This is a genomic window from Bacillus sp. FSL M7-0558, assembly GCF_038003245.1.
In the GTDB taxonomy this organism is placed as follows: Bacteria; Bacillota; Bacilli; order Bacillales; family Bacillaceae; genus Bacillus; species Bacillus pumilus.
In genome coordinates, this window is record NZ_JBBOOU010000001.1 from 1,783,155 (window position 1) to 1,802,425 (window position 19,271).

Sequence of the window (19,271 nt, forward strand, 5' to 3'; positions counted from 1 at the left end):
CATCAAAAGGGGGATTTTGGATATGTCGAAACAGCAGCAAGTCGCTAAACAAGACGCTTTTCAATCTAGAAAAACGTTTTCGACAAATGGGAAAACGTATCACTATTATTCGTTAGAAGCACTAGAGAAACAAGGAATCGGAAATGTTTCTAAGCTGCCTTATTCCATTAAGGTACTTTTAGAATCAGTGCTTCGCCAAGTAGACGGTAGAGTGATCAAAAAGGAACACGTTGAAAACTTGGCAAAATGGGGAACTGCCGAGGTCAAAGAAATTGATGTTCCATTTAAACCTTCTCGTGTTATTTTACAAGACTTCACGGGTGTACCAGCCGTCGTTGACCTTGCTTCATTAAGAAAAGCAATGGCAGATGTAGGCGGGGATCCGGATAAAATCAACCCTGAAATTCCAGTTGACCTTGTCATTGACCACTCAGTACAAGTTGATAAAGCTGGAACTGAAGATGCATTAAACATTAACATGGATTTAGAATTCGAACGTAACGCAGAGCGTTATAACTTCCTTAGTTGGGCAAAGAAAGCGTTTAATAACTATCAAGCTGTTCCGCCTGCAACAGGGATTGTTCACCAAGTAAACTTAGAGTACCTTGCAAGTGTTGTTCATGCGATTGAAGAAGATGGCGAGATCATCACTTACCCAGATACATTGGTTGGTACTGACTCTCATACAACCATGATCAACGGTATCGGCGTACTTGGATGGGGCGTTGGCGGTATTGAAGCGGAAGCTGGTATGCTCGGTCAGCCTTCATACTTCCCAGTACCAGAAGTCATTGGTGCTAAATTAGTTGGAGAGCTTCCAAACGGAACGACTGCAACTGACCTTGCATTAAAAGTGACACAAGTTCTGCGTGAAAAAGGCGTAGTCAACAAGTTCGTTGAGTTCTTCGGACCAGGTGTTGCACAGCTGCCGCTAGCAGATCGTGCAACGATTGCGAATATGGCGCCTGAATACGGGGCTACTTGCGGATTCTTCCCAGTAGATGAGGAAGCTCTTGCTTACCTTCGCCTTACTGGACGTGATGAAGAGCAAATTAATATCGTTGAAGAATATTCTCGCGCAAATGGCTTATTCTATACGCCAGATGTAGAGGACCCAATTTTTACGGATGTTGTGGAAATTGATCTTTCTCAAATTGAATCAAACTTATCTGGTCCAAAGCGTCCACAAGATTTGATTCCACTTTCAGAAATGAAAGAGACGTTCCATCAGCACATCGAAAGCCCAGCTGGTAACCAAGGGTTTGGATTAGAAAAATCAGAGCTGGATAAACAAATTGAATTTGATCTAGCAAATGGTGAAAAAGCTGTGATGAAGACAGGTGCGATTGCGATTGCAGCGATTACGAGCTGTACGAATACATCAAACCCTTACGTCTTAATCGGAGCAGGTCTTGTTGCGAAGAAAGCAAGTGAGCTTGGCATGAAGGTGCCAAACTACGTGAAAACGTCACTAGCGCCAGGTTCTAAGGTTGTGACAGGATACCTCGTGAACTCAGGACTTCTTCCATACTTAAGAGACCTTGGATTTAACATCGTTGGGTATGGCTGTACAACATGTATCGGTAACTCAGGACCGCTTGCACAAGAAATTGAGGATGCTGTCTCTGAAAATGATCTGCTGATCACATCTGTTTTATCAGGTAACCGTAACTTTGAAGGACGTATCCATCCGCTTGTAAAAGGAAACTACCTTGCATCTCCACCATTAGTTGTGGCATATGCACTTGCTGGTACGGTGAATATTGATTTAACAAAAGACCCTATCGGTGTGGATAAAAACGGTGAGAACGTTTATTTCAATGACATTTGGCCATCAATGGACGAAATCAACAGTGTCGTGAAAAGCACAGTCACACCTGAACTTTTCCGTTCAGAGTATGAAACTGTATTTGACAGCAATGACCGCTGGAATGAAATTAAAACGACAGATGATGCTTTGTATAAATGGGATGAAAATTCCACATACATTGACAACCCGCCATTCTTTGAAAACCTATCAGTTGAACCTGGTAAAGTTGAACCGCTTAAAGGCTTGCGCGTCGTTGCGAAGTTCGGTGACTCTGTGACAACTGACCATATTTCTCCTGCTGGAGCGATTGGTAAAGACACACCTGCGGGTAAATACTTGCAAGAAAGAGGCGTATCTCCTAGAGACTTTAACTCATATGGATCTCGCCGTGGTAACCACCATGTCATGATGAGAGGTACTTTTGCAAACATCCGTATTAAGAACCAAATCGCACCAGGAACAGAAGGCGGATATACAACGTACTGGCCAACTGGTGAAGTGACATCCATCTATGATGCATGCATGCGTTATAAAGAAGATGGCACAGGTCTTGCGATTTTAGCAGGTAAAGACTACGGAATGGGTTCTTCCCGTGACTGGGCTGCAAAAGGAACAAACCTTCTTGGAATTAAATTCGTTCTAGCTGAAAGCTTTGAGCGTATCCACAGAAGTAACCTTGTCTTCATGGGTGTACTTCCTTTACAGTTTAAAGACGGAGAAAGTGCAGAAACTTATGGACTAACAGGAACAGAAACATTTGAAGTTGAAGTTGATGAAACAGTTCGTCCACGTGATCTTGTCACTGTGAAAGCAATTGATACAGATGGCAATGAGAAAACATTTGAAGTGGTTGTTCGCTTTGACAGTGAAGTCGAAATTGACTACTATCGTCATGGTGGTATCCTTCAAATGGTACTTCGTGAAAAATTGGCAAGCAACTAATACTCATACAGCAAAGAAGAGAAGGCGCCTAGATAGCTTTCTCTTCTTTTTTAAAATAGTGGAGGATCAATCATGTGGAAAAAAGGAATAGCAAGCGCTGTTTTACTTGTATTGATTGGTTTACTTGTGTGGAATTTACTTGAACCAAAAGAGCCCGCAATCGGTCTTGAAAAAGGGGATCAAGCCCCTGATTTTGAACTTAAAACCCTTGATGGTCAAACGGCCTCGTTATCTGATTACAAAGGGAAAAAGGTGCTCGTCAATTTTTGGGCGACATGGTGTAAGCCATGCAGGACAGAAATGCCGGATCTAGACGCAATTAGAAGCGAATATGATCAGGTCGAAGTACTTGCAGTGAATTTAACGACCACTGAAAAAAGTGAAGATCATGTTGCAGCATTTGCAGATGAATTAAAGCTGAGCTTTCCTATTTTATTGGATCAAAAAGGCATTCAAGCACGATATCAGGTGCTTTCATACCCCACGACATACATATTAGATGAAAAAGGACGCATCATGTCTGTGAAGCATCAAATGCTGACAAAAAAAGAAATTGAGCAAGAGCTGGATCTATAATGATTCAGCTTTTTTGCTTATTTTCTAAATGTTTTGGCGAAAATGAAATACAAACACTGGAGGTGAGTACAATGAGAAGAAGAAAACGACGTACATTTGAAGAGCTTGTACTTGAAAATAAAAAAGAATTATTAAGCAATGAGGAATTTTTAAACCAGCTTGAAGAAAAGTTGGAAGAGCGATTTAGACAGAAATAAGTTATGAATTATCCTTTTTCGTTCATCCTAAAGAAGAGGGAGGGATGAATGATGGGTAGAGAGCATGATAAACAAGCGCAGTTTACACCAGACCATTTAGGGACAAAACCTGTAGCATACAAACGCAATAAAGGTAAAAAGATGCATAATAAATCAAATGAACAGCCTGATGTGATCCAGACGAAGGGCGAATAAGGAGGGAATCAAGATGAATGGAAAGTCATATCAATCCAATCCAGATGATCGTTCTGATAATGTTGAAAAGCTGCAAGATATGATTGAAAACACCCTTGACAATATCGATGAATCTGAAGCAGCGATGGCCCTTTCGACAGATCAAGAAAAACAGATGATTAAGCAAAAAAATGAAAATCGAAAAATGAGCATAGATGCGATGCGTTCTGAAATCAAGGACGAAGAAGCAGCAAGAAAAAATGGCTATACTGAATAAACCAGGGATCCCTGGTTTATTTTATTGCCTCCTTTTAGAAGAACCATTTCGATTGTGGTAAAATGGCAGAGATCTTAGGTTTTGATAGGAGAGCGATGAAAACGTGTATGTATCTAAAAAAGAAATAGAAGTCCGTTATGCAGAAACAGATCAAATGGGCATTGTGTATCATGCCAATTATTTAATCTGGATGGAAGTCGGCAGAACAGCACTGATTAAAGAATTAGGATTTTCCTATGCGCAGCTAGAAGCAGACGGCGCTCTTGCACCCGTTATAGATTTGCAGGTGAAATATAAAAAACCACTCCTGTACGGTGAAACAGCGACCGTTCATACTTGGATTGAAGAATACAATGGACTCAAAACGGTGTATGGCTACGAAATTCAAAAGCCTGATGGACAAACAGCGATTACAGGGACAACCTCGCATATTTGTGTAGACAAAGACACCTTTAGACCTATTCAATTTAGAAAAGCATTTCCTGCCTGGCACAAAGTATATGAACAGTCGAAGAAGCAGGTTTAACTTATGGCGTTTGGTCTTAAAAGAAGCGATCTAAATGCGTGGAAATCAGCTGTTCAGCAGGGAAAAATGGCCTTTTTAACTCATTATTGGCTTGATGACCGTTTCCCGCATGCTAATACCGTCACTAAAGCAGCCTGTCAGGATATGAAGCAGTTAATTGAATGGGGAGAAAAGCATGGACTTAAAAAAGAATGGATTCATGACCGCGCAGGGTTTCCTCACTTTGACTTGATCGGTGAACCACAAAAAAGAATCCTGCAAAAGGAGCGGTCTTTAGGAAACATTCAGGAGTATGGGCTATATATTGAAGGATAAAACAAAAAAGATACCCGAGGGATGAGGTATCTTTTTTGTTTATTCATAATGAAATTCTGGTTCTTTTACAGACTCGTTATAATCAATATGCAGATCATGGTTGTCAAAATACCAAATATCACTTTCTTCTACAAAGAAAGTAATACCTTCTATTTCAGCGGTTGCGCCGGCATTTTGAGGTTCATCTTTTGCGACGCCGAGAGAAAAGCCTTTTTGTACATTACTGCACCCGCCATATCTCACAAAAAAGCGAACTTGATCACCTTTTTCTAAATCTAATTCATCCTTGTACCAATTAAGTGCATCTTCTTTTATCGTTAATTTCAATGTGATCGCCCCTTTTTGAAGTCATGCTGTTTTTTAAAATGCAGGATGCAAAAAACAGCTTTTCTTTACTTTTACCACAGAATGAAACTTATGAAACGGCTAGAGCCATTTGATTTTCGGTTCAGTTTTGTTGAGGATTCGTTTGAGGTTGGCGATGTGTCTGTAGATCACAAAACCAGCAAGAACGGCAACAACAATGATTAAGAATACGTCTTTGGTGAATATGCTGTAAATGAATGTATAGATGCCGGTCAGCATAGATGATAATGAAACATATTTACTAATGTATAAAAATAAGAAAAAAGCAGCGATCATCGTGATAAATAAGAATGGGGCATAAAATAATAACACGCCGCCAGATGTAGCGACTGCTTTTCCCCCTTTAAATTTTGCAAAGATAGGAAAGCTGTGACCGATAACAGCAGCAACCCCTACTAATAAGGGATGAATGTCCAGTTGCATGAAAAACGGTAAAGCAGAAGCGAGAGTCCCCTTTAAAATATCAGCAGAAATAACGATAGACCCTGCTTTTACGCCAAGCGTACGAAATGCATTCGTCGCACCTAGGTTGCCGCTGCCATGTTCACGGATATCAATACCCTTTGCAGCTTTCCCGACAATGAGACCGGATGGAATACTGCCGAGAAGATAAGCCAAAATAAACATCAAAGCAATTAACATCTGCATAACTCCTTTATATTCTCCCTCTTGTCTTACATTTTAACATGATCTTATGAAAAACATGGGGATCTTTTTTGAAAAAATCAAAAGCAGATGGATTCAGCTTTGTTTTTAAGCAGAAGTTCGCTAAAATAGAGGAAAAGGGGTGTTTGGATGAATCATCCTTCGAAACAAGAAATTGGCCGCATATTAAAAAGCAGTAAACGAATTGCTGTTGTTGGTTTATCAGATCAACCGCACCGAACGTCATATATGGTGTCTAAAGCGATGCAGGATGCCGGTTATGAGATCATTCCGGTGAATCCAACGATCGATGAAGCACTTGGTGTGAAAGCAGTCGCTTCACTAAAAGATATCAAAGAGCCTGTTGATATCGTGAATGTTTTTAGACGTTCAGAGTTTTTGCCCGAGGTAGCAGAAGAATTTCTTGAAATAGACGCACCTGTTTTTTGGGCGCAGCAAGGCATTTATCACGAAGAAGCGAAAAGGCTGATTGAGGAAAATGGCAAGGTCGCCATCATGGATGTATGTATCAAGGTGGCTCATGCAATGACAAAAACTCATTAAATCGTCAAAAATCCTTGGTTTTCAAGGATTTTTGCTTTTTTGTTACAGAAATATATTTGCGATTCTAGAAGAAAGCGATAAAATAAGGCGACAGGGACATATCGGTGATCTTGCATAACAAGAAAAAGAGCGATAAGATAAAAACAGAACATTTGTTCCGTTTTGTAAAAATCATCATATGATTGCATTTGGCTTATCAAACAGTCTTGTTTATAATGGACTTCTAGTTCTCATTGCAGAATGTAGAACATTCTCATAGCCGTAAAGGAGCATGTGTTGTTGAATCACACATGCATGGTGATGATGCAGCTTATTAAAGTGGACAGTAATGAGCAGCATGATCATCATTAAAATCTAGAGAGATCATTTGATGGTTTGCCGGTTATGTTTGTTAGTGAAAGGGGATTAAGCATTTGGTTAAAAAGCAGCAAGTAGATTATAACGATGATTCTATTCAGGTGCTAGAGGGGCTTGAAGCGGTCCGTAAACGTCCAGGGATGTATATTGGGTCAACGGATTCACGCGGTCTTCATCACCTTGTCTATGAGATTGTAGACAACTCTGTCGATGAAGTACTCGCTGGCCATGGAGATCATATCGTTGTCAAAATACATAAAGATAACAGCATTTCCGTTCAGGATAAAGGACGCGGGATGCCTACTGGTATGCATAAGCTTGGAAAACCGACACCTGAGATCATTTTAACGGTCCTTCACGCAGGCGGAAAATTTGGTCAAGGCGGATATAAAACAAGTGGTGGGCTTCACGGAGTTGGGGCATCTGTTGTAAACGCGCTGTCAGAGTGGCTTACTGTCACAATTGAACGTGATGGCTTTATTTATCATCAGCGCTTTGAAAACGGCGGAAAGCCTGCCACATCACTTGAAAAAGTCGGAAAAACGAAAAAAACCGGAACACTGATTCATTTTAAACCAGATCGATCTATGTTCAGCGTTACAACCTATAATTTCGATACATTATCAGAACGTTTAAGAGAATCTGCCTTTTTATTAAAAGGATTAAAAATAGAGCTGATTGATGAACGACATGATGTACAAGAAACCTTTTATTATGAGACGGGCATTGAAGCCTTCGTTGCTTATTTAAATGAAGAAAAAGATGTTCTGAGTGAAGTGGTCTCATTTGAAGGAGAGCATCAATCCATCGAAGTAGACTTTGCATTTCAATTCAATGACGGCTACTCGGAAAATATTCTTTCTTTCGTCAATAACGTGAGAACAAAAGATGGCGGTACGCATGAGTCTGGTGCCAAAACGGCGATGACAAGAGCCTTTAATGAATATGCGCGCAAAGTAGCCCTTTTAAAAGAAAAAGACAAAAATTTAGAGGGCACTGATATTCGCGAAGGGCTGTCAGCTATTATTTCTGTCAGAATTCCTGAAGAACTGCTTCAATTTGAAGGCCAGACAAAAGGAAAGCTTGGAACAAGTGAGGCTCGCTCAGCTGTTGATGCTGTTATTTCTGAAAAGCTGGCTTATTTCCTTGAAGAAAACCGTGAAACAGCGACTCTTCTTGTGAGAAAAGCGATTAAAGCGCAGCAGGCAAGAGAAGCTGCTAGAAGAGCACGTGAAGAAGCAAGGAGCGGCAAGAAACGGAAAAAGTCCGAAGCAACACTGAGCGGTAAATTAACACCTGCTCAATCTAGAAACCCAGCAAGAAACGAATTGTACCTTGTAGAGGGCGACTCAGCGGGCGGGTCAGCAAAACAAGGACGTGACCGTAAATTCCAAGCGGTGCTGCCGCTTCGTGGAAAGGTCATTAACACAGAAAAAGCGAAACTTGCTGATATTTTCAAAAATGAAGAAATCAACACCATTATTCATGCGATCGGTGGAGGCGTCGGTGTCGATTTTAATGTAGAAGACATCAATTATGACAAAATCGTGATCATGACAGATGCTGATACGGATGGAGCGCATATTCAAGTGCTTCTGCTCACGTTCTTCTACCGCTATATGAAGCCGCTGATTGAGCATGGCAAAGTGTTTATTGCACTACCGCCTTTATATAAAGTCAGCAAAGGCTCAGGTAAAAAAGAAGTTATTGAGTACGCATGGTCTGATGAAGAAATGGACGACGTACTGAAGAAAGTTGGAAAAGGGTACACGATTCAGCGCTATAAAGGTTTAGGTGAAATGAACGCCGACCAGCTATGGGAAACGACAATGAATCCAGAATCGAGAACACTTGTCAGGGTTAAAATCGACGATGCTGCACGTGTGGAACGCCGCGTCACGACATTGATGGGTGACAAAGTAGAACCACGTCGTAAATGGATTGAAAAGAATGTCGCCTTTGGACTTGATGAGGAAAGCAACATTCTTGAAAATGAAAACTTGTCGCTAGCTGAGGAGGTTTAAACATGGCACAACAAGAACGATTTCATGATTTACCATTAGAAGAAGTAATCGGAGACCGGTTTGGTCGCTATAGTAAATATATTATCCAAGACCGCGCGCTTCCAGATGCGCGAGATGGACTAAAGCCTGTACAACGAAGAATTTTATATGCGATGTACGCAGAAGGAAACACGCAAGATAAAAACTTCCGTAAAGCCGCGAAAACAGTCGGTAACGTGATTGGTAACTATCATCCGCACGGTGACTCATCTGTTTATGAAGCGATGGTGAGAATGAGTCAGGATTGGAAAGTACGGAATGTGCTCATTGAGATGCATGGAAATAACGGGAGTATCGATGGTGATCCGCCTGCTGCCATGCGTTATACGGAAGCAAGGCTATCTGCGATTGCTTCAGAGCTATTAAAGGACTTAGACAAGGAAACGGTCGAGTTTGTCGCAAACTTTGATGATACAAGCAAGGAGCCAGTTGTTTTACCAGCAATGTTTCCAAACCTTCTCGTGAATGGATCAACAGGGATTTCTGCTGGTTATGCCACTGATATCCCCCCGCATCATCTAGGAGAAGTGATTGATGGTGTCATTAAACGAATCGAACAGCCGCATTGTACGGTTGAGGACTTAATGACGGTCATCAAAGGTCCAGATTTCCCAACAGGCGGTATCATTCAAGGGGTAGACGGCATTAAGAAGGCCTATGAAACAGGCAAAGGAAAGATCATGATTCGCGGAAAAGCGGAGATTGAAACTATCCGCGGCGGGCGCCAGCAAATTGTGATCACAGAGATTCCTTATGAAGTGAATAAAGCCAACCTTGTCAAAAAGATGGACGAGTTCCGAATTGAAAGAAAAGTGGAAGGAATTTCAGAGGTTCGAGACGAGACTGACCGGACTGGGCTTCGAATCGTAGTAGAGCTGAAAAAAGAAGCAGATGCAAATGGTGTTTTGAATTTCTTATATAAAAACTCAGATCTGCAAATCCCGTATAACTTTAATATGGTGGCGATACATAATCGTAGACCAACCTTAATGACGCTCACAACTATACTTGATGCATATATTGCTCATCAAAAAGAAGTGGTGACGAATCGCTCAGCATATGAGCTTCGAAAAGCGAAGGAACGCCACCATATTGTAGACGGATTAATTAAGGCGCTATCCATCTTAGATGAAGTCATTGCCACAATCCGGTCTTCTAATGATAAGCGAGATGCGAAAAACAACTTGATGGATAAATATGACTTTACAGAAGCACAATCAGAAGCGATTGTTTCCCTCCAGTTATATCGTTTAACGAATACGGATATTACGCAATTAAGAGACGAAGCAAGTGAGCTTGATGTGCGTATAGCAGAACTTGAAGACATTTTAGGTAACGAGAAAAAGCTGCTAAAGGTCATTACAAATAGTTTGAAAAAGCTCAAAAAGACATATGCTGATGAGAGACGATCTGTCATTGAGGAAAAAATCGAAGAAATTAAGATTAACCTAGAAGTGATGATTGCCTCAGAGGATGTTTACGTCACGGTGACGAAGGATGGGTACATCAAACGGACAAGCCAGCGCTCCTATGCTGCATCTAACGGTAAGGACTTTGGCATGAAGGATACAGACCGCCTGATTCATCAGTTTGAAATGAATACAACGGATGTCCTCCTATTGTTCACGAATAAAGGGAGCTACATTTATTGTCCTGTGCATCAGCTGCCAGACATACGATGGAAAGACATGGGGCAGCATATTACGAATATCATTTCAATTGATCGTGATGAATCCATCCAAAAAGCCATTCCAATTAAAGAATTTGATGAAACATCGTATCTGCTGTTTTTTACAAAAGGCGGAATGGTGAAAAAAACAGAGCTTCTTCAATATAAAGCGCAGCGCTATTCGAAACCGCTTGTCGCCTTGAACCTAAAAGGGGACGATGAACTCGTGGATGTCCATGTGACAACAGGACAGCAGGAATTGTTTATTGCGACGAAAAATGGCTACGGATTGTGGTTTGATGAAGAAGAAGTAAGTGTTGTTGGTCCGAGAGCGGCTGGTGTCAAAGGCATCAACTTGAAGGACGGGGACGAAGTAGTCTCTGGCCAGATCATTGATCCGAAAAACGATGTCCTTGTGCTGACGACACAAAGAGGGGCTGTGAAGCGAATGAACCTCTCTGAATTTGATAAAACATCTAGAGCCAAACGCGGAGTTCTGATGCTAAGAGAATTAAAGAAAAACCCGCATCGTATTGTGGCTGTCATTGCTGCATCACTGCACGACACACTTGAAATGGATACAGAGAAGGGTGCAACGATTCCGCTTGATATCTCTACTCTCAGAGCGAATGACCGTTATAGCAATGGATCATTTATTGTAGATGAGGAAGAGCAGGGAGAAGTAACGCATGTCCTTGTCACACCTCAACCTGCACCAGATGACAATAAATAAGCAAACGAAAACCCCCTGCGATAAACAGGGGGTTTCTTTTATATACGGGTCATTTAGCTCTCGTGGCTGCCAAACATGTTTGTAATGGCGTGCACTACTTCAATTCCTTGGTAGACGAAAAGAGAAAGTGAAGTGACAGAGAATAGACCTAGAATGAATACTCTTAAGAAAAATAACATCGTGTAAAACCTCCCAATTTTTGTTTTGATTTAGATGGTTGGGTTAAACACGAGACAGTCGGAAATAAGAAGATTGATAGAACACTGCAAGTAAATGCTTCTTTTTCCGGTCATATTGATCAGTATGAGTGATGCGTGCAAATCCAGCTGTCATACTGCCAATCATCAGCAGTACTGTAAATGCGGCAAATACTGCGCTCACATGTTTTTGTTTCTTTTCATCGCCCATGGTCTGAGCGATTTTCATCTCATGTGATTCTTGATCGGCAACCACCTTTGCATGATGGTATACCTGAACGGAATGAGGCATTGAGAACAAATGAAAACTTGCAAGTGCTATGAATAAGACAGCTAATTTTAGCAGCATATTTTTTTTCATTTATCTCACCCCTTCCTGTTTATTTTCATGATCTTACCACGTTTTCTGTTATTTGAAAAGTCTTATTTTTTCACTTTCCCTCTTTAAAAAAGCGATAAACATCAGGACATTTATAGGACTGTTTCACTTCATGAAAGGTTTCAATTTTATTTTTTAATTTAAAAAAAGTGCCATGATCGAGGATCAGACACTTTTAGTGAACTTGTGATGTACGCGGTTTTGCGACAGCTTTTGTAAAGATTCCTGCAATACATATGGCGAATAACACAAAAATAAAGGCATGAAGCAGTCCTACTTGATTGGCAAGCAGCCCTAATATAGGCGGCCCAGAAAGAGAGGCGGTGTAACCTGATAAGGTCACAATGCTGACGCGTTTCACGGCGTACCGGCTATCATCACCAGCTGCAGAAATGGTTAGCGGGAAGCCTAAAGAAGCGCCAAGTCCCCATAAAAAGATCGATATCATACATACCACAAGTGAAATCTTTAAAATGACCAAGAATAGTCCAGCAGCAGCTGATACAATCGCAACTCTTAGCAATAACACCCTGCCGAAACGGTCGATCAAACGTCCGCTGATTAATCTGCCGCTAATCATCCCGCATAAAAATAATGCATAGATGACGGTACTCATGGAATGTGAAACCTGGTATCCATCCACCATTGCAAGTGGAATCCAATCATTAGCAGACCCTTCGACAAACGCAAGACATAAGGCGATCATCGCAAGAGATATCGTCCGTTTGTTCAGCCATGGCGTTTGAGTATCATCTATTGTATCTGACTGCGACTGCTTCTCATGCTGATCCATTCCAGTCCCATGCGGAATATACCGGGTACAAATTAGGATGCTGAGAAAGAAGAGAAGGGCAATGACAAGTAAATGAATCAACACAGAGACCCCTAGATGAATAAAAAGAATGCCAGCACCTGCTCCAATTAAAGTGCCAATGCTAAAGGAAGCGTGCAATATAGGCAAAATGGTTTTCTTAATCATGTATTCAATTTCTGTCCCTTCTAGGTTCATCGCCACATTGCACATCCCTGAGCCTGCTCCAAAAAGAAATAGCCCGGCCGTGACGACAAAGATAGAAGAGAGGGTCGAACCAATAGCAAGAGTGGTGAATCCAAGAAACATCAAAAAAGCACTAATCACAATTGCCAATCGTCCGCCTTTTTTTCGAACAAATACATTTGAAAGACCAAGCCCAACAATTGAACCAACGGATAATCCGAGTAAAATGAGTCCCATCGTTCCTGTATTGGCTTGTAATAAATCTCTCACTTCTGGTGTCCGTGAAAACCATGTGGAAATGGAAATACCAGACATCGTGAAAATGATGATGATTGCTTTATACCACTTTAATTCCATGTAATCCCTCACATTTAAAGATGTATCTGTTACTGAACAAATCTACTCGATTATAAATGAGACGGGTCGATTCGTAAATAACTTATGGCAGGAACATGGCCAATTCTATTCAAAAGAAATCATGCCTTCACAAATTCTTCTGAAGAGAAGGTAAAATAAAGAAAAAGGGGAGGAGAGGATCAATATGAAAAGTGAGAAGGAAAAAATGATCCAAGGAAAACATTATGTATCTAGTGACCAAACCTTGATCGCAGATCGTGAAAGAGCGAGACAATTGACCTTTGCATACCAGCAAACCAATCAGCCAGAAAAAAGAACAGCCATTTTATTAAAGGAATTATTAGGCGCTTGCGGAAATGATGTCGTTTTGAACCAATAGAACGTGCAAAAGGCATTGAATTTGGCAAGCCAGTCACCATTGGAAACCACGTCTGGATTGGCGGCGGTGTTATTATTAATCCAGGTGTCACCATTGGCGATTGTGACAAAAAGTGTTCCAGCAAACGTCGTGGTTGGCGGAAATCCTGCAAAATCATGAAATATCTAGATGAATCAAAATCTGGCGAATAAGCGAAGGATTTTGATTTTCCTTTTTTGTCTCAATAAGATAAGTATACTTAGATTTGAGACATGAAAAATGTATTCGTTGTTTAACTTCCTAGAATATATATTATGTAAACTAAGAAATGAAAATAAACAGATGCAATGCAATTGTTCTGTACTAGAAGGTAAATGTGAATCCATTGTTGTACACTCCCTCTTATCCATCTCCAACTGCCCTTTTGTATGTAATATCAAAAACCTCTATGTCCAATAAATTATTTTGAATTTAATTATTGTTACCTAATTGCCATCCCTCGACTTCACCCACATATTAAAAAATGTTTCCTAGTATTGGGCTTATTATCACCAAATAACTCAAGACCAAAATCAATTTGTGATCTTTTAGTCGAATTAAAGAACTCTCGATTTTCTTCAATACCGATAAATTGGAGTAGTGAATTATCTGAAATAAATACAGCGCAGTGGTCACTTCCGGACCTAACTGCCCTTCCCACCCCCTGTAATCGTTTGAGCAGTTTGTGCACATCCCTCTCGCACAATAGAATTATATTGTTCTCTTGCTGTGTATGAGTTAGGCTTACCATCAAGCACGAGGATTCTGCAAGAATCCCCTGCCAGATCTACTCCATGTCATATACAAATTATCCAGTCCAATATAAACTAGACGTACTTCACATGGGACGTCTATCATGGAAACAGCTGCACTCTTTAATTTGCCTTCTGATACTACGCTTTGGGACTGGCAGCGTATCATGGAAACACAAGGAGAAGACGCCCCCAAATCAATGAAAAAGGGGCGTCCGTCTATGGGAAAAACAGGAAATCAAGCACCGGCTAAAGGATCGATGGAACTTTGATTTAAGGCATAAATACCCGGTGAAAGCACTGCTTAAGATCGCAGGTATTCCGCGTAGTACCTACTACTATTTGGTGAAACATTGGAATCTTCATAACCGAGATGTCGATCTGAAAAAATGATTCAAAATATTTACTAAGAACATCATGGCCGATACGGATATCGCCGTATTCGTGATGAACTAGTCAATCAGGGGAAAATAGTCAATCACAAAAAAGTACAGCGCATCATGAAATCACTAGGTCTAAATGCATGGTTCAAATGAAGAAATATCGTTCATACAAAGGCTTAGTTGGCAAAGTAGCGCCTAATAGTTTAGCTCGTCACCTTCAAGCTGATAAGCCAAATGAGAAATGGGTCACAGATATGACTGAGTTCAAATTATTTGGGCAAAAGCTCTACCTTTCGCTCATATTAGATCTATTTAATGGAGAAGTGTATTAAGTATCTTTAATATGTTTTATTTTTTTATCGCATGAATGTAATGAATCGTTTCAAAAGCAGATAAGTAATCATTACGATTCTTAAAATAAAGTTCATGAATTTGAGCCGGTGATAGGTGTTCGTAAATTAATAAACCGGATTTCTCTAACATCTTCTCAATTTCAAAGTAAGAAAAACATGATTTCATTGGTTCCCCGCCTATTGAAGCCATTTTCAACATATTTTCAACTCTATTAGAGGTTCCTTTTTCTTCGAATAGTTTCTCGTCTGCATAATCAAAAACGATTGAACTTCCTGATGGAACCTTGGTGAATAAATAATCTATTAAGCTTGAAACTTCCTCTTTAGTTAAATAGTATGAAACACCTAAAAGACTAAAGAACGTCTTTTTGTTATCAAATCCTTTACCTGTTAGGTTTTGATAGGACAATTTTTTTGTGAAGTCCATAGAAACAAAATGAAGATTACTTGGGATTTTTAAATTAGCCTCGTCCAGTTTTTTCTTTTTAAATTCCTGTGTAGTAGGATAATCAATTTCGAATATTTCTAAGATGTTTTCCAATTCTGGATGTCGGAAACTAAAAGTATCTAATCCAGCGCCAAGTATGACATATTGTCTTAAACCTAAAGCTACCTCATTAAGTAATACTTTTTCGCAATACGCAGCACGTGATAAGGTTATTGGAGAAAGTTGTACTTGTGTAATCCATTTTAATATTTCTTCTGTATTCCCCTCGAATTTTTGTGCGATATCTTTGTTGAAGAAATGTATGCCTTGAACCATATTCTCTTTGATGTCATTAAATTCTTTTTCGGAAATTAAGTCTTTAGCTAAATAATCATTAAAGATTTTAGGGGTATCATCAAATTGACTATGATAGGATCTGCCAAAAGCTGATATTAACGAAGTTACACTTGACTCATCTTTCTTCATACAAACACTCTCCTTTATTATAGAACAAAAAAATAGGGTTCCCCTGGCCAGGAGAACCCTATTATATAACCGAAAAAAACAAAAGTAAATTATAGCACAAATAAAAAATTTCGTCAAGTGTAAATCGATTTTTTTTGTTTTATTTCGTAACCTTAAATGCTTTAACAAGGTCAATACAACTTTTCGAAATATTGTTTTATTGAAGGGAAGCTACCTTTTGGAGCACCTAATAGTTTTTCATAAATCTCGTCAATCGCATCTAGTTTGGCAATGAGCTGTTCGTGAGTCAATGAGAAAAGGCTGGGATCAAGCATAAAATGGAGTCCGACTAATAAGAATTCCGTAATTTCATCTGGAAAATCCGTGTGAAATACACCTTCTTCTACTCCTTGCTTCAAAACAGATGAAATAATTGGTACATATTCTTTTATCATGCAAACTTTCATTTTCTGATGTAGAAGAACGTTATCTTTGTGATGTAAATGAGTCATTAATCCATCACTGAAATGATTTGATGTTTCCTGTGAAAAAAACTGAATAATATTTATAAACTTCTCTATTGCTTTTAAATCGGAGTTATTATTAATTTGTTTAAACACTTGAACACCTGAATCAATAGAGTCTTGAATTACTGCGTCCGCAATTTCATCTTTTGACTTGAAATAATGATAAAAAGTGCCTTTTGCAACTCCAATTTTTTTAATAATATCGCTAATCGTAGTATTCTCGTACCCATTAGATGAAAACAAATCTTTTGCGACGGAAATAATCTCGCTTCTTCTTTCTTCGGGTTTTTTGACAATTCTTTTCATGGAACTCCCCCCTCGAGACTTATAATTGTCTTTTAAAGATACATCATTGACCGACCGACGGTCAATGATGTATTATTTATTTACTTTTAACATCTTTAAGGAGTGTGAAGAGGTGAAGAATGGAAACCAAGTGCGAAAGTATGAAGAGGAGCGCATTCGTATTGTTTTAAGAGAAATTGAAAAAAAAGTCGTTAAGTTGGTTCATGATTCTGGTGGATTAAAGAAAGATGTCATTCATCTAAAGAAAACCTTTTGGGATGATGTAAAAATAAATCTAGATAATCCTGAAGATGCTGGTGAAACCTTATCTAGCATTAGACAGCAGGCGGAGATGCTGTCCGAGAGAGAAAGAACGCACCGTCAGCTAGATAAGCAGAGGAAGACCTTATCTCGATTAAAAGATTCTCCATATTTCGCCCGTGTTGATTTTCTCGAAAATGGTAAGGAGACAACAAATAACGTGTACCTTGGAGTTTCGAGTTTAATGGATGAAAATGAAGAAACATTTCTTATTTATGATTGGAGAGCCCCTATTTCCAGTATTTATTATGATTACTCTCCAGGATCAGCCCAATACGAAACAGTAGAAGGGATAATTCAAGGAGAAATAGAGTTAAAGCGTCAGTTTATCACGAGAGATGGGCAAATCAAAACGATGTTTGATACGGATGTTACCATTGGCGATGAACTTTTGAAAGAAGTACTTGGCAATAATGCGAGTACCAATATGAAAAGCATTGTTGCTACCATTCAGAAAGAGCAAAATCAGATTATTCGTAACGTGAAAAGCAAGTATTTAGTTGTACAAGGGGTTGCTGGAAGTGGGAAAACCTCTGCAGCTCTTCAAAGAGTTGCTTATTTGCTATATCACTACCAGAATGAGATCACGGCTGAAAATATTATGCTTTTTTCACCTAATTCTTTATTTAATCGCTACATTGCTTCTGTCCTCCCTGATTTAGGGGAGGACAATATGCAGCAGCTCACATTCCAAGAATATGTGGAGAAGCGTCTTGGAAAACAATTTGATGTTGAACATCCGTTTACGCAAATGGAATATATGCTTACATGTCAGGACCATAAAAAGTATCCTGCAAGAAGAAAAGGAATACGGTATAAAGCGAGTAGCGATTTTAAAGCTTTGATTGATTCCTATGTTGTTATTCTCTCGAGTGAAGAGCTTATCTTTAAAAATATTTCTTTCCGAGGAGAAATGTTGATTAGAGCTGAACAAATTAAAAACTATTTTTATTCACTAGATGCATCTATCTCCATTCCAAATCGTATGCAGTTAGTAAAGGAATGGCTTCTAAAAGAGTTAGGAAAGAAAGAAAAATTGGAAAGAACCAAAGATTGGGTAATAGAAGAGAGTGATCTGTTAGAACTTGAAGAGTATACAAAAGTTTATAGTGAGCTACTGAAGGAAGGAAGATTTTCTGAGAATACGTTCGACGATTTTGAACAGGAGCAAAAGAAAATAGCTAAAATGATTGTCAAAAAACACTTTAAACCAATACGAACAGCTGTAAAGAAACTAAAGTTTATTAATGTAGCGGCGATTTACTGTCAACTGTTTAAACAGAAAGACAACATCCTTCAAAAGCTTAAAGATACACTTCCTGAAAGTTGGGAAGAAATTTGTTCGTATACATTAAAAAAGCTACAAAGAAAAGAAATGACGTATGAAGATGCAGCGCCTTATTTGTATCTCCAAGATAAACTTGAGGGAAAAAGAATAAACACAAGAATACGCCATTTATTAATTGATGAAGCACAGGATTATTCACCCTTTCAGTTTTTTGTTCTTAAGCAGCTTTTTCCTTATTGCCGAATGACGATTCTAGGTGATTTTAATCAGGCGATTTATGCCCATACACTAAATGCACCAACCTTACTATCAAGCGAATTATATGTAAAAGAAAATTTTGAGAGAATAGAGTTAACGAAAAGCTACCGTTCAACTCGTCAAATCGTTGAATTCACAAAGGGAATTATAGAAGAAGGAGAAACTATTGAAGCTTTTAACAGAGATGGTCAGAAGCCTACTTTTACGAAGGTTGAGGATTTTGACACCCTTCAATCTCGAATAACACAGAAGATTCGTCAACTGCAGTCAGCAAACCATGAAACAATCGCTGTGATATGTAAAACGGGAAAAGAATGCAAGGAATCCTATGAGCAATTGAGTAAGCAAATGGATCTCAAGATGATTGAACAAAGTGCGATTTCCTATCAAAAAGGTATCTTAATTCTCCCTGCTTATTTAGCAAAGGGAATCGAATTTGATGCTGTGATCATATACGATGCTTCTAATATAAAATATGGAAGAGAATTTGAAAGGAAACTCTTTTACACTGCATGTACGAGGGCTATGCACGAGCTTCATCTTTTCTCCGTAGGGGAAATGAGCACGTTTATGAATAAGATTCCTGAAAATTCGTATGAGATTACAGTTTGAGTATAATTTCAATGAGGAATTGCTAAGCGTTTAAAAGCCGCCCTATCACTTCAATTCCT

18 protein-coding genes and 2 pseudogenes are annotated in these 19,271 nt (G+C 39.3%); 13 read left to right on the plus strand and 7 right to left on the minus strand.

Going from position 1 to position 19,271, the window contains the following annotated elements:
* Positions 1-22 precede the first annotated feature (22 nt).
* The 7 genes from acnA to MHB79_RS08895 all read left to right on the plus strand — a co-directional run bounded on the left by acnA (position 23) and on the right by MHB79_RS08895 (position 4,817).
* Positions 23-2,752 (plus strand): aconitate hydratase AcnA, encoded by a 2,730-nt coding sequence (gene acnA, locus MHB79_RS08865; RefSeq protein WP_050944896.1) that lies wholly within the window; start codon positions 23-25, stop codon positions 2,750-2,752.
* A gap of 72 nt (positions 2,753-2,824) precedes the next feature.
* Positions 2,825-3,328, plus strand: coding sequence for a TlpA family protein disulfide reductase (locus MHB79_RS08870; RefSeq protein WP_050944895.1), 504 nt, complete (start codon positions 2,825-2,827; stop codon positions 3,326-3,328).
* 71 nt (positions 3,329-3,399) lie between these two features.
* Positions 3,400-3,525 carry an FbpB family small basic protein gene (locus MHB79_RS08875; protein WP_003211002.1) on the plus strand — a complete coding sequence of 42 codons (126 nt, stop codon included), beginning with the start codon at positions 3,400-3,402 and terminating at the stop codon, positions 3,523-3,525.
* Positions 3,526-3,576: 51 nt separating this feature from the next.
* Positions 3,577-3,720, plus strand: coding sequence for an acid-soluble spore protein N (locus MHB79_RS08880; RefSeq protein WP_008357830.1), 144 nt, complete (start codon positions 3,577-3,579; stop codon positions 3,718-3,720).
* A gap of 13 nt (positions 3,721-3,733) precedes the next feature.
* Positions 3,734-3,976, plus strand: a complete 243-nt coding sequence (gene tlp / locus MHB79_RS08885; protein WP_003211760.1) for a small acid-soluble spore protein Tlp — start codon at positions 3,734-3,736, stop codon at positions 3,974-3,976.
* A gap of 103 nt (positions 3,977-4,079) precedes the next feature.
* Positions 4,080-4,502 (plus strand): acyl-CoA thioesterase, encoded by a 423-nt coding sequence (locus MHB79_RS08890; protein WP_003211985.1) that lies wholly within the window; start codon positions 4,080-4,082, stop codon positions 4,500-4,502.
* A gap of 3 nt (positions 4,503-4,505) precedes the next feature.
* Entirely contained in the window at positions 4,506-4,817 is a 312-nt protein-coding gene (locus tag MHB79_RS08895) for a hypothetical protein (protein ID WP_050944893.1), read from the plus strand.
* 39 nt (positions 4,818-4,856) lie between these two features.
* Here MHB79_RS08895 and MHB79_RS08900 read toward each other — a convergent pair whose 3' ends face one another.
* Together MHB79_RS08900 and plsY are read right to left on the minus strand one after the other, a co-directional pair.
* Entirely contained in the window at positions 4,857-5,144 is a 288-nt protein-coding gene (locus MHB79_RS08900) for a HesB/YadR/YfhF family protein (RefSeq protein ID WP_003210876.1), read from the minus strand.
* 99 nt (positions 5,145-5,243) lie between these two features.
* Positions 5,244-5,825 (minus strand): glycerol-3-phosphate 1-O-acyltransferase PlsY, encoded by a 582-nt coding sequence (gene plsY, locus MHB79_RS08905; RefSeq protein WP_003212462.1) that lies wholly within the window; start codon positions 5,823-5,825, stop codon positions 5,244-5,246.
* Positions 5,826-5,978: 153 nt separating this feature from the next.
* On the opposite strand from plsY, the gene MHB79_RS08910 reads away from it, so the two are divergent.
* The 3 genes from MHB79_RS08910 to parC all read left to right on the plus strand — a co-directional run bounded on the left by MHB79_RS08910 (position 5,979) and on the right by parC (position 11,214).
* Positions 5,979-6,392: a CoA-binding protein gene (locus MHB79_RS08910; protein WP_050944892.1), complete on the plus strand. Its 414-nt coding sequence runs from the start codon at positions 5,979-5,981 to the stop codon at positions 6,390-6,392.
* Between the two features lie 413 nt (positions 6,393-6,805).
* Positions 6,806-8,773, plus strand: a complete 1,968-nt coding sequence (gene parE, locus MHB79_RS08915) for a DNA topoisomerase IV subunit B (protein WP_095117801.1) — start codon at positions 6,806-6,808, stop codon at positions 8,771-8,773.
* 2 nt (positions 8,774-8,775) lie between these two features.
* Entirely contained in the window at positions 8,776-11,214 is a 2,439-nt protein-coding gene (gene parC / locus MHB79_RS08920; protein WP_251190484.1) for a DNA topoisomerase IV subunit A, read from the plus strand.
* A 53-nt stretch (positions 11,215-11,267) separates the two neighbouring features.
* Here parC and MHB79_RS08925 read toward each other — a convergent pair whose 3' ends face one another.
* From MHB79_RS08925 to MHB79_RS08935, 3 genes are all read right to left on the minus strand, one after another.
* Positions 11,268-11,393: a hypothetical protein gene (locus MHB79_RS08925; protein ID WP_003210976.1), complete on the minus strand. Its 126-nt coding sequence runs from the start codon at positions 11,391-11,393 to the stop codon at positions 11,268-11,270.
* 43 nt (positions 11,394-11,436) lie between these two features.
* Positions 11,437-11,772, minus strand: a complete 336-nt coding sequence (locus tag MHB79_RS08930; protein WP_003210975.1) for a hypothetical protein — start codon at positions 11,770-11,772, stop codon at positions 11,437-11,439.
* A gap of 193 nt (positions 11,773-11,965) precedes the next feature.
* Positions 11,966-13,144, minus strand: a complete 1,179-nt coding sequence (locus MHB79_RS08935; protein WP_137054577.1) for an MFS transporter — start codon at positions 13,142-13,144, stop codon at positions 11,966-11,968.
* A gap of 184 nt (positions 13,145-13,328) precedes the next feature.
* Between MHB79_RS08935 and MHB79_RS19020 the strand changes: the two are divergent.
* Together MHB79_RS19020 and MHB79_RS08950 are read left to right on the plus strand one after the other, a co-directional pair.
* Positions 13,329-13,682, plus strand: a pseudogene (locus MHB79_RS19020) (maltose acetyltransferase domain-containing protein).
* Between the two features lie 662 nt (positions 13,683-14,344).
* Positions 14,345-15,002 (plus strand): annotated as a pseudogene (locus MHB79_RS08950) (IS3 family transposase); the annotation flags it as partial.
* A gap of 22 nt (positions 15,003-15,024) precedes the next feature.
* On the opposite strand, the gene MHB79_RS08955 reads toward MHB79_RS08950, so the two are convergent.
* Both MHB79_RS08955 and MHB79_RS08960 read right to left on the minus strand, forming a co-directional pair.
* A complete protein-coding gene (locus MHB79_RS08955; protein ID WP_050944886.1) occupies positions 15,025-15,942 on the minus strand; it encodes a class I SAM-dependent methyltransferase in 918 nt (305 codons plus the stop codon).
* Between the two features lie 170 nt (positions 15,943-16,112).
* Entirely contained in the window at positions 16,113-16,754 is a 642-nt protein-coding gene (locus MHB79_RS08960; RefSeq protein WP_340989533.1) for a TetR/AcrR family transcriptional regulator, read from the minus strand.
* Between the two features lie 112 nt (positions 16,755-16,866).
* Between MHB79_RS08960 and helD the strand changes: the two genes are divergently transcribed.
* Positions 16,867-19,212 carry an RNA polymerase recycling motor HelD gene (gene helD, locus MHB79_RS08965; RefSeq protein WP_340989535.1) on the plus strand — a complete coding sequence of 782 codons (2,346 nt, stop codon included), beginning with the start codon at positions 16,867-16,869 and terminating at the stop codon, positions 19,210-19,212.
* Positions 19,213-19,271 lie beyond the last annotated feature (59 nt).

What these genes read in the sequence shown, in the direction of transcription:
- plsY (WP_003212462.1), bottom strand. Translation starts at nt 5,825, where the DNA reads ATGTTAATTGCTTTGATGTTTATTTTGGCTTATCTTCTCGGCAGTATT.
- tlp (WP_003211760.1), top strand. Translation starts at nt 3,734, where the DNA reads ATGAATGGAAAGTCATATCAATCCAATCCAGATGATCGTTCTGATAAT.
- MHB79_RS08910 (WP_050944892.1), top strand. Translation starts at nt 5,979, where the DNA reads ATGAATCATCCTTCGAAACAAGAAATTGGCCGCATATTAAAAAGCAGT.
- MHB79_RS08925 (WP_003210976.1), bottom strand. Translation starts at nt 11,393, where the DNA reads ATGTTATTTTTCTTAAGAGTATTCATTCTAGGTCTATTCTCTGTCACT.
- acnA (WP_050944896.1), top strand. Translation starts at nt 23, where the DNA reads ATGTCGAAACAGCAGCAAGTCGCTAAACAAGACGCTTTTCAATCTAGA.
- MHB79_RS08935 (WP_137054577.1), bottom strand. Translation starts at nt 13,144, where the DNA reads ATGGAATTAAAGTGGTATAAAGCAATCATCATCATTTTCACGATGTCT.
- MHB79_RS08895 (WP_050944893.1), top strand. Translation starts at nt 4,506, where the DNA reads ATGGCGTTTGGTCTTAAAAGAAGCGATCTAAATGCGTGGAAATCAGCT.
- MHB79_RS08880 (WP_008357830.1), top strand. Translation starts at nt 3,577, where the DNA reads ATGGGTAGAGAGCATGATAAACAAGCGCAGTTTACACCAGACCATTTA.
- MHB79_RS08960 (WP_340989533.1), bottom strand. Translation starts at nt 16,754, where the DNA reads ATGAAAAGAATTGTCAAAAAACCCGAAGAAAGAAGAAGCGAGATTATT.
- parC (WP_251190484.1), top strand. Translation starts at nt 8,776, where the DNA reads ATGGCACAACAAGAACGATTTCATGATTTACCATTAGAAGAAGTAATC.
- MHB79_RS08875 (WP_003211002.1), top strand. Translation starts at nt 3,400, where the DNA reads ATGAGAAGAAGAAAACGACGTACATTTGAAGAGCTTGTACTTGAAAAT.
- MHB79_RS08955 (WP_050944886.1), bottom strand. Translation starts at nt 15,942, where the DNA reads ATGAAGAAAGATGAGTCAAGTGTAACTTCGTTAATATCAGCTTTTGGC.
- MHB79_RS08930 (WP_003210975.1), bottom strand. Translation starts at nt 11,772, where the DNA reads ATGAAAAAAAATATGCTGCTAAAATTAGCTGTCTTATTCATAGCACTT.
- MHB79_RS08870 (WP_050944895.1), top strand. Translation starts at nt 2,825, where the DNA reads ATGTGGAAAAAAGGAATAGCAAGCGCTGTTTTACTTGTATTGATTGGT.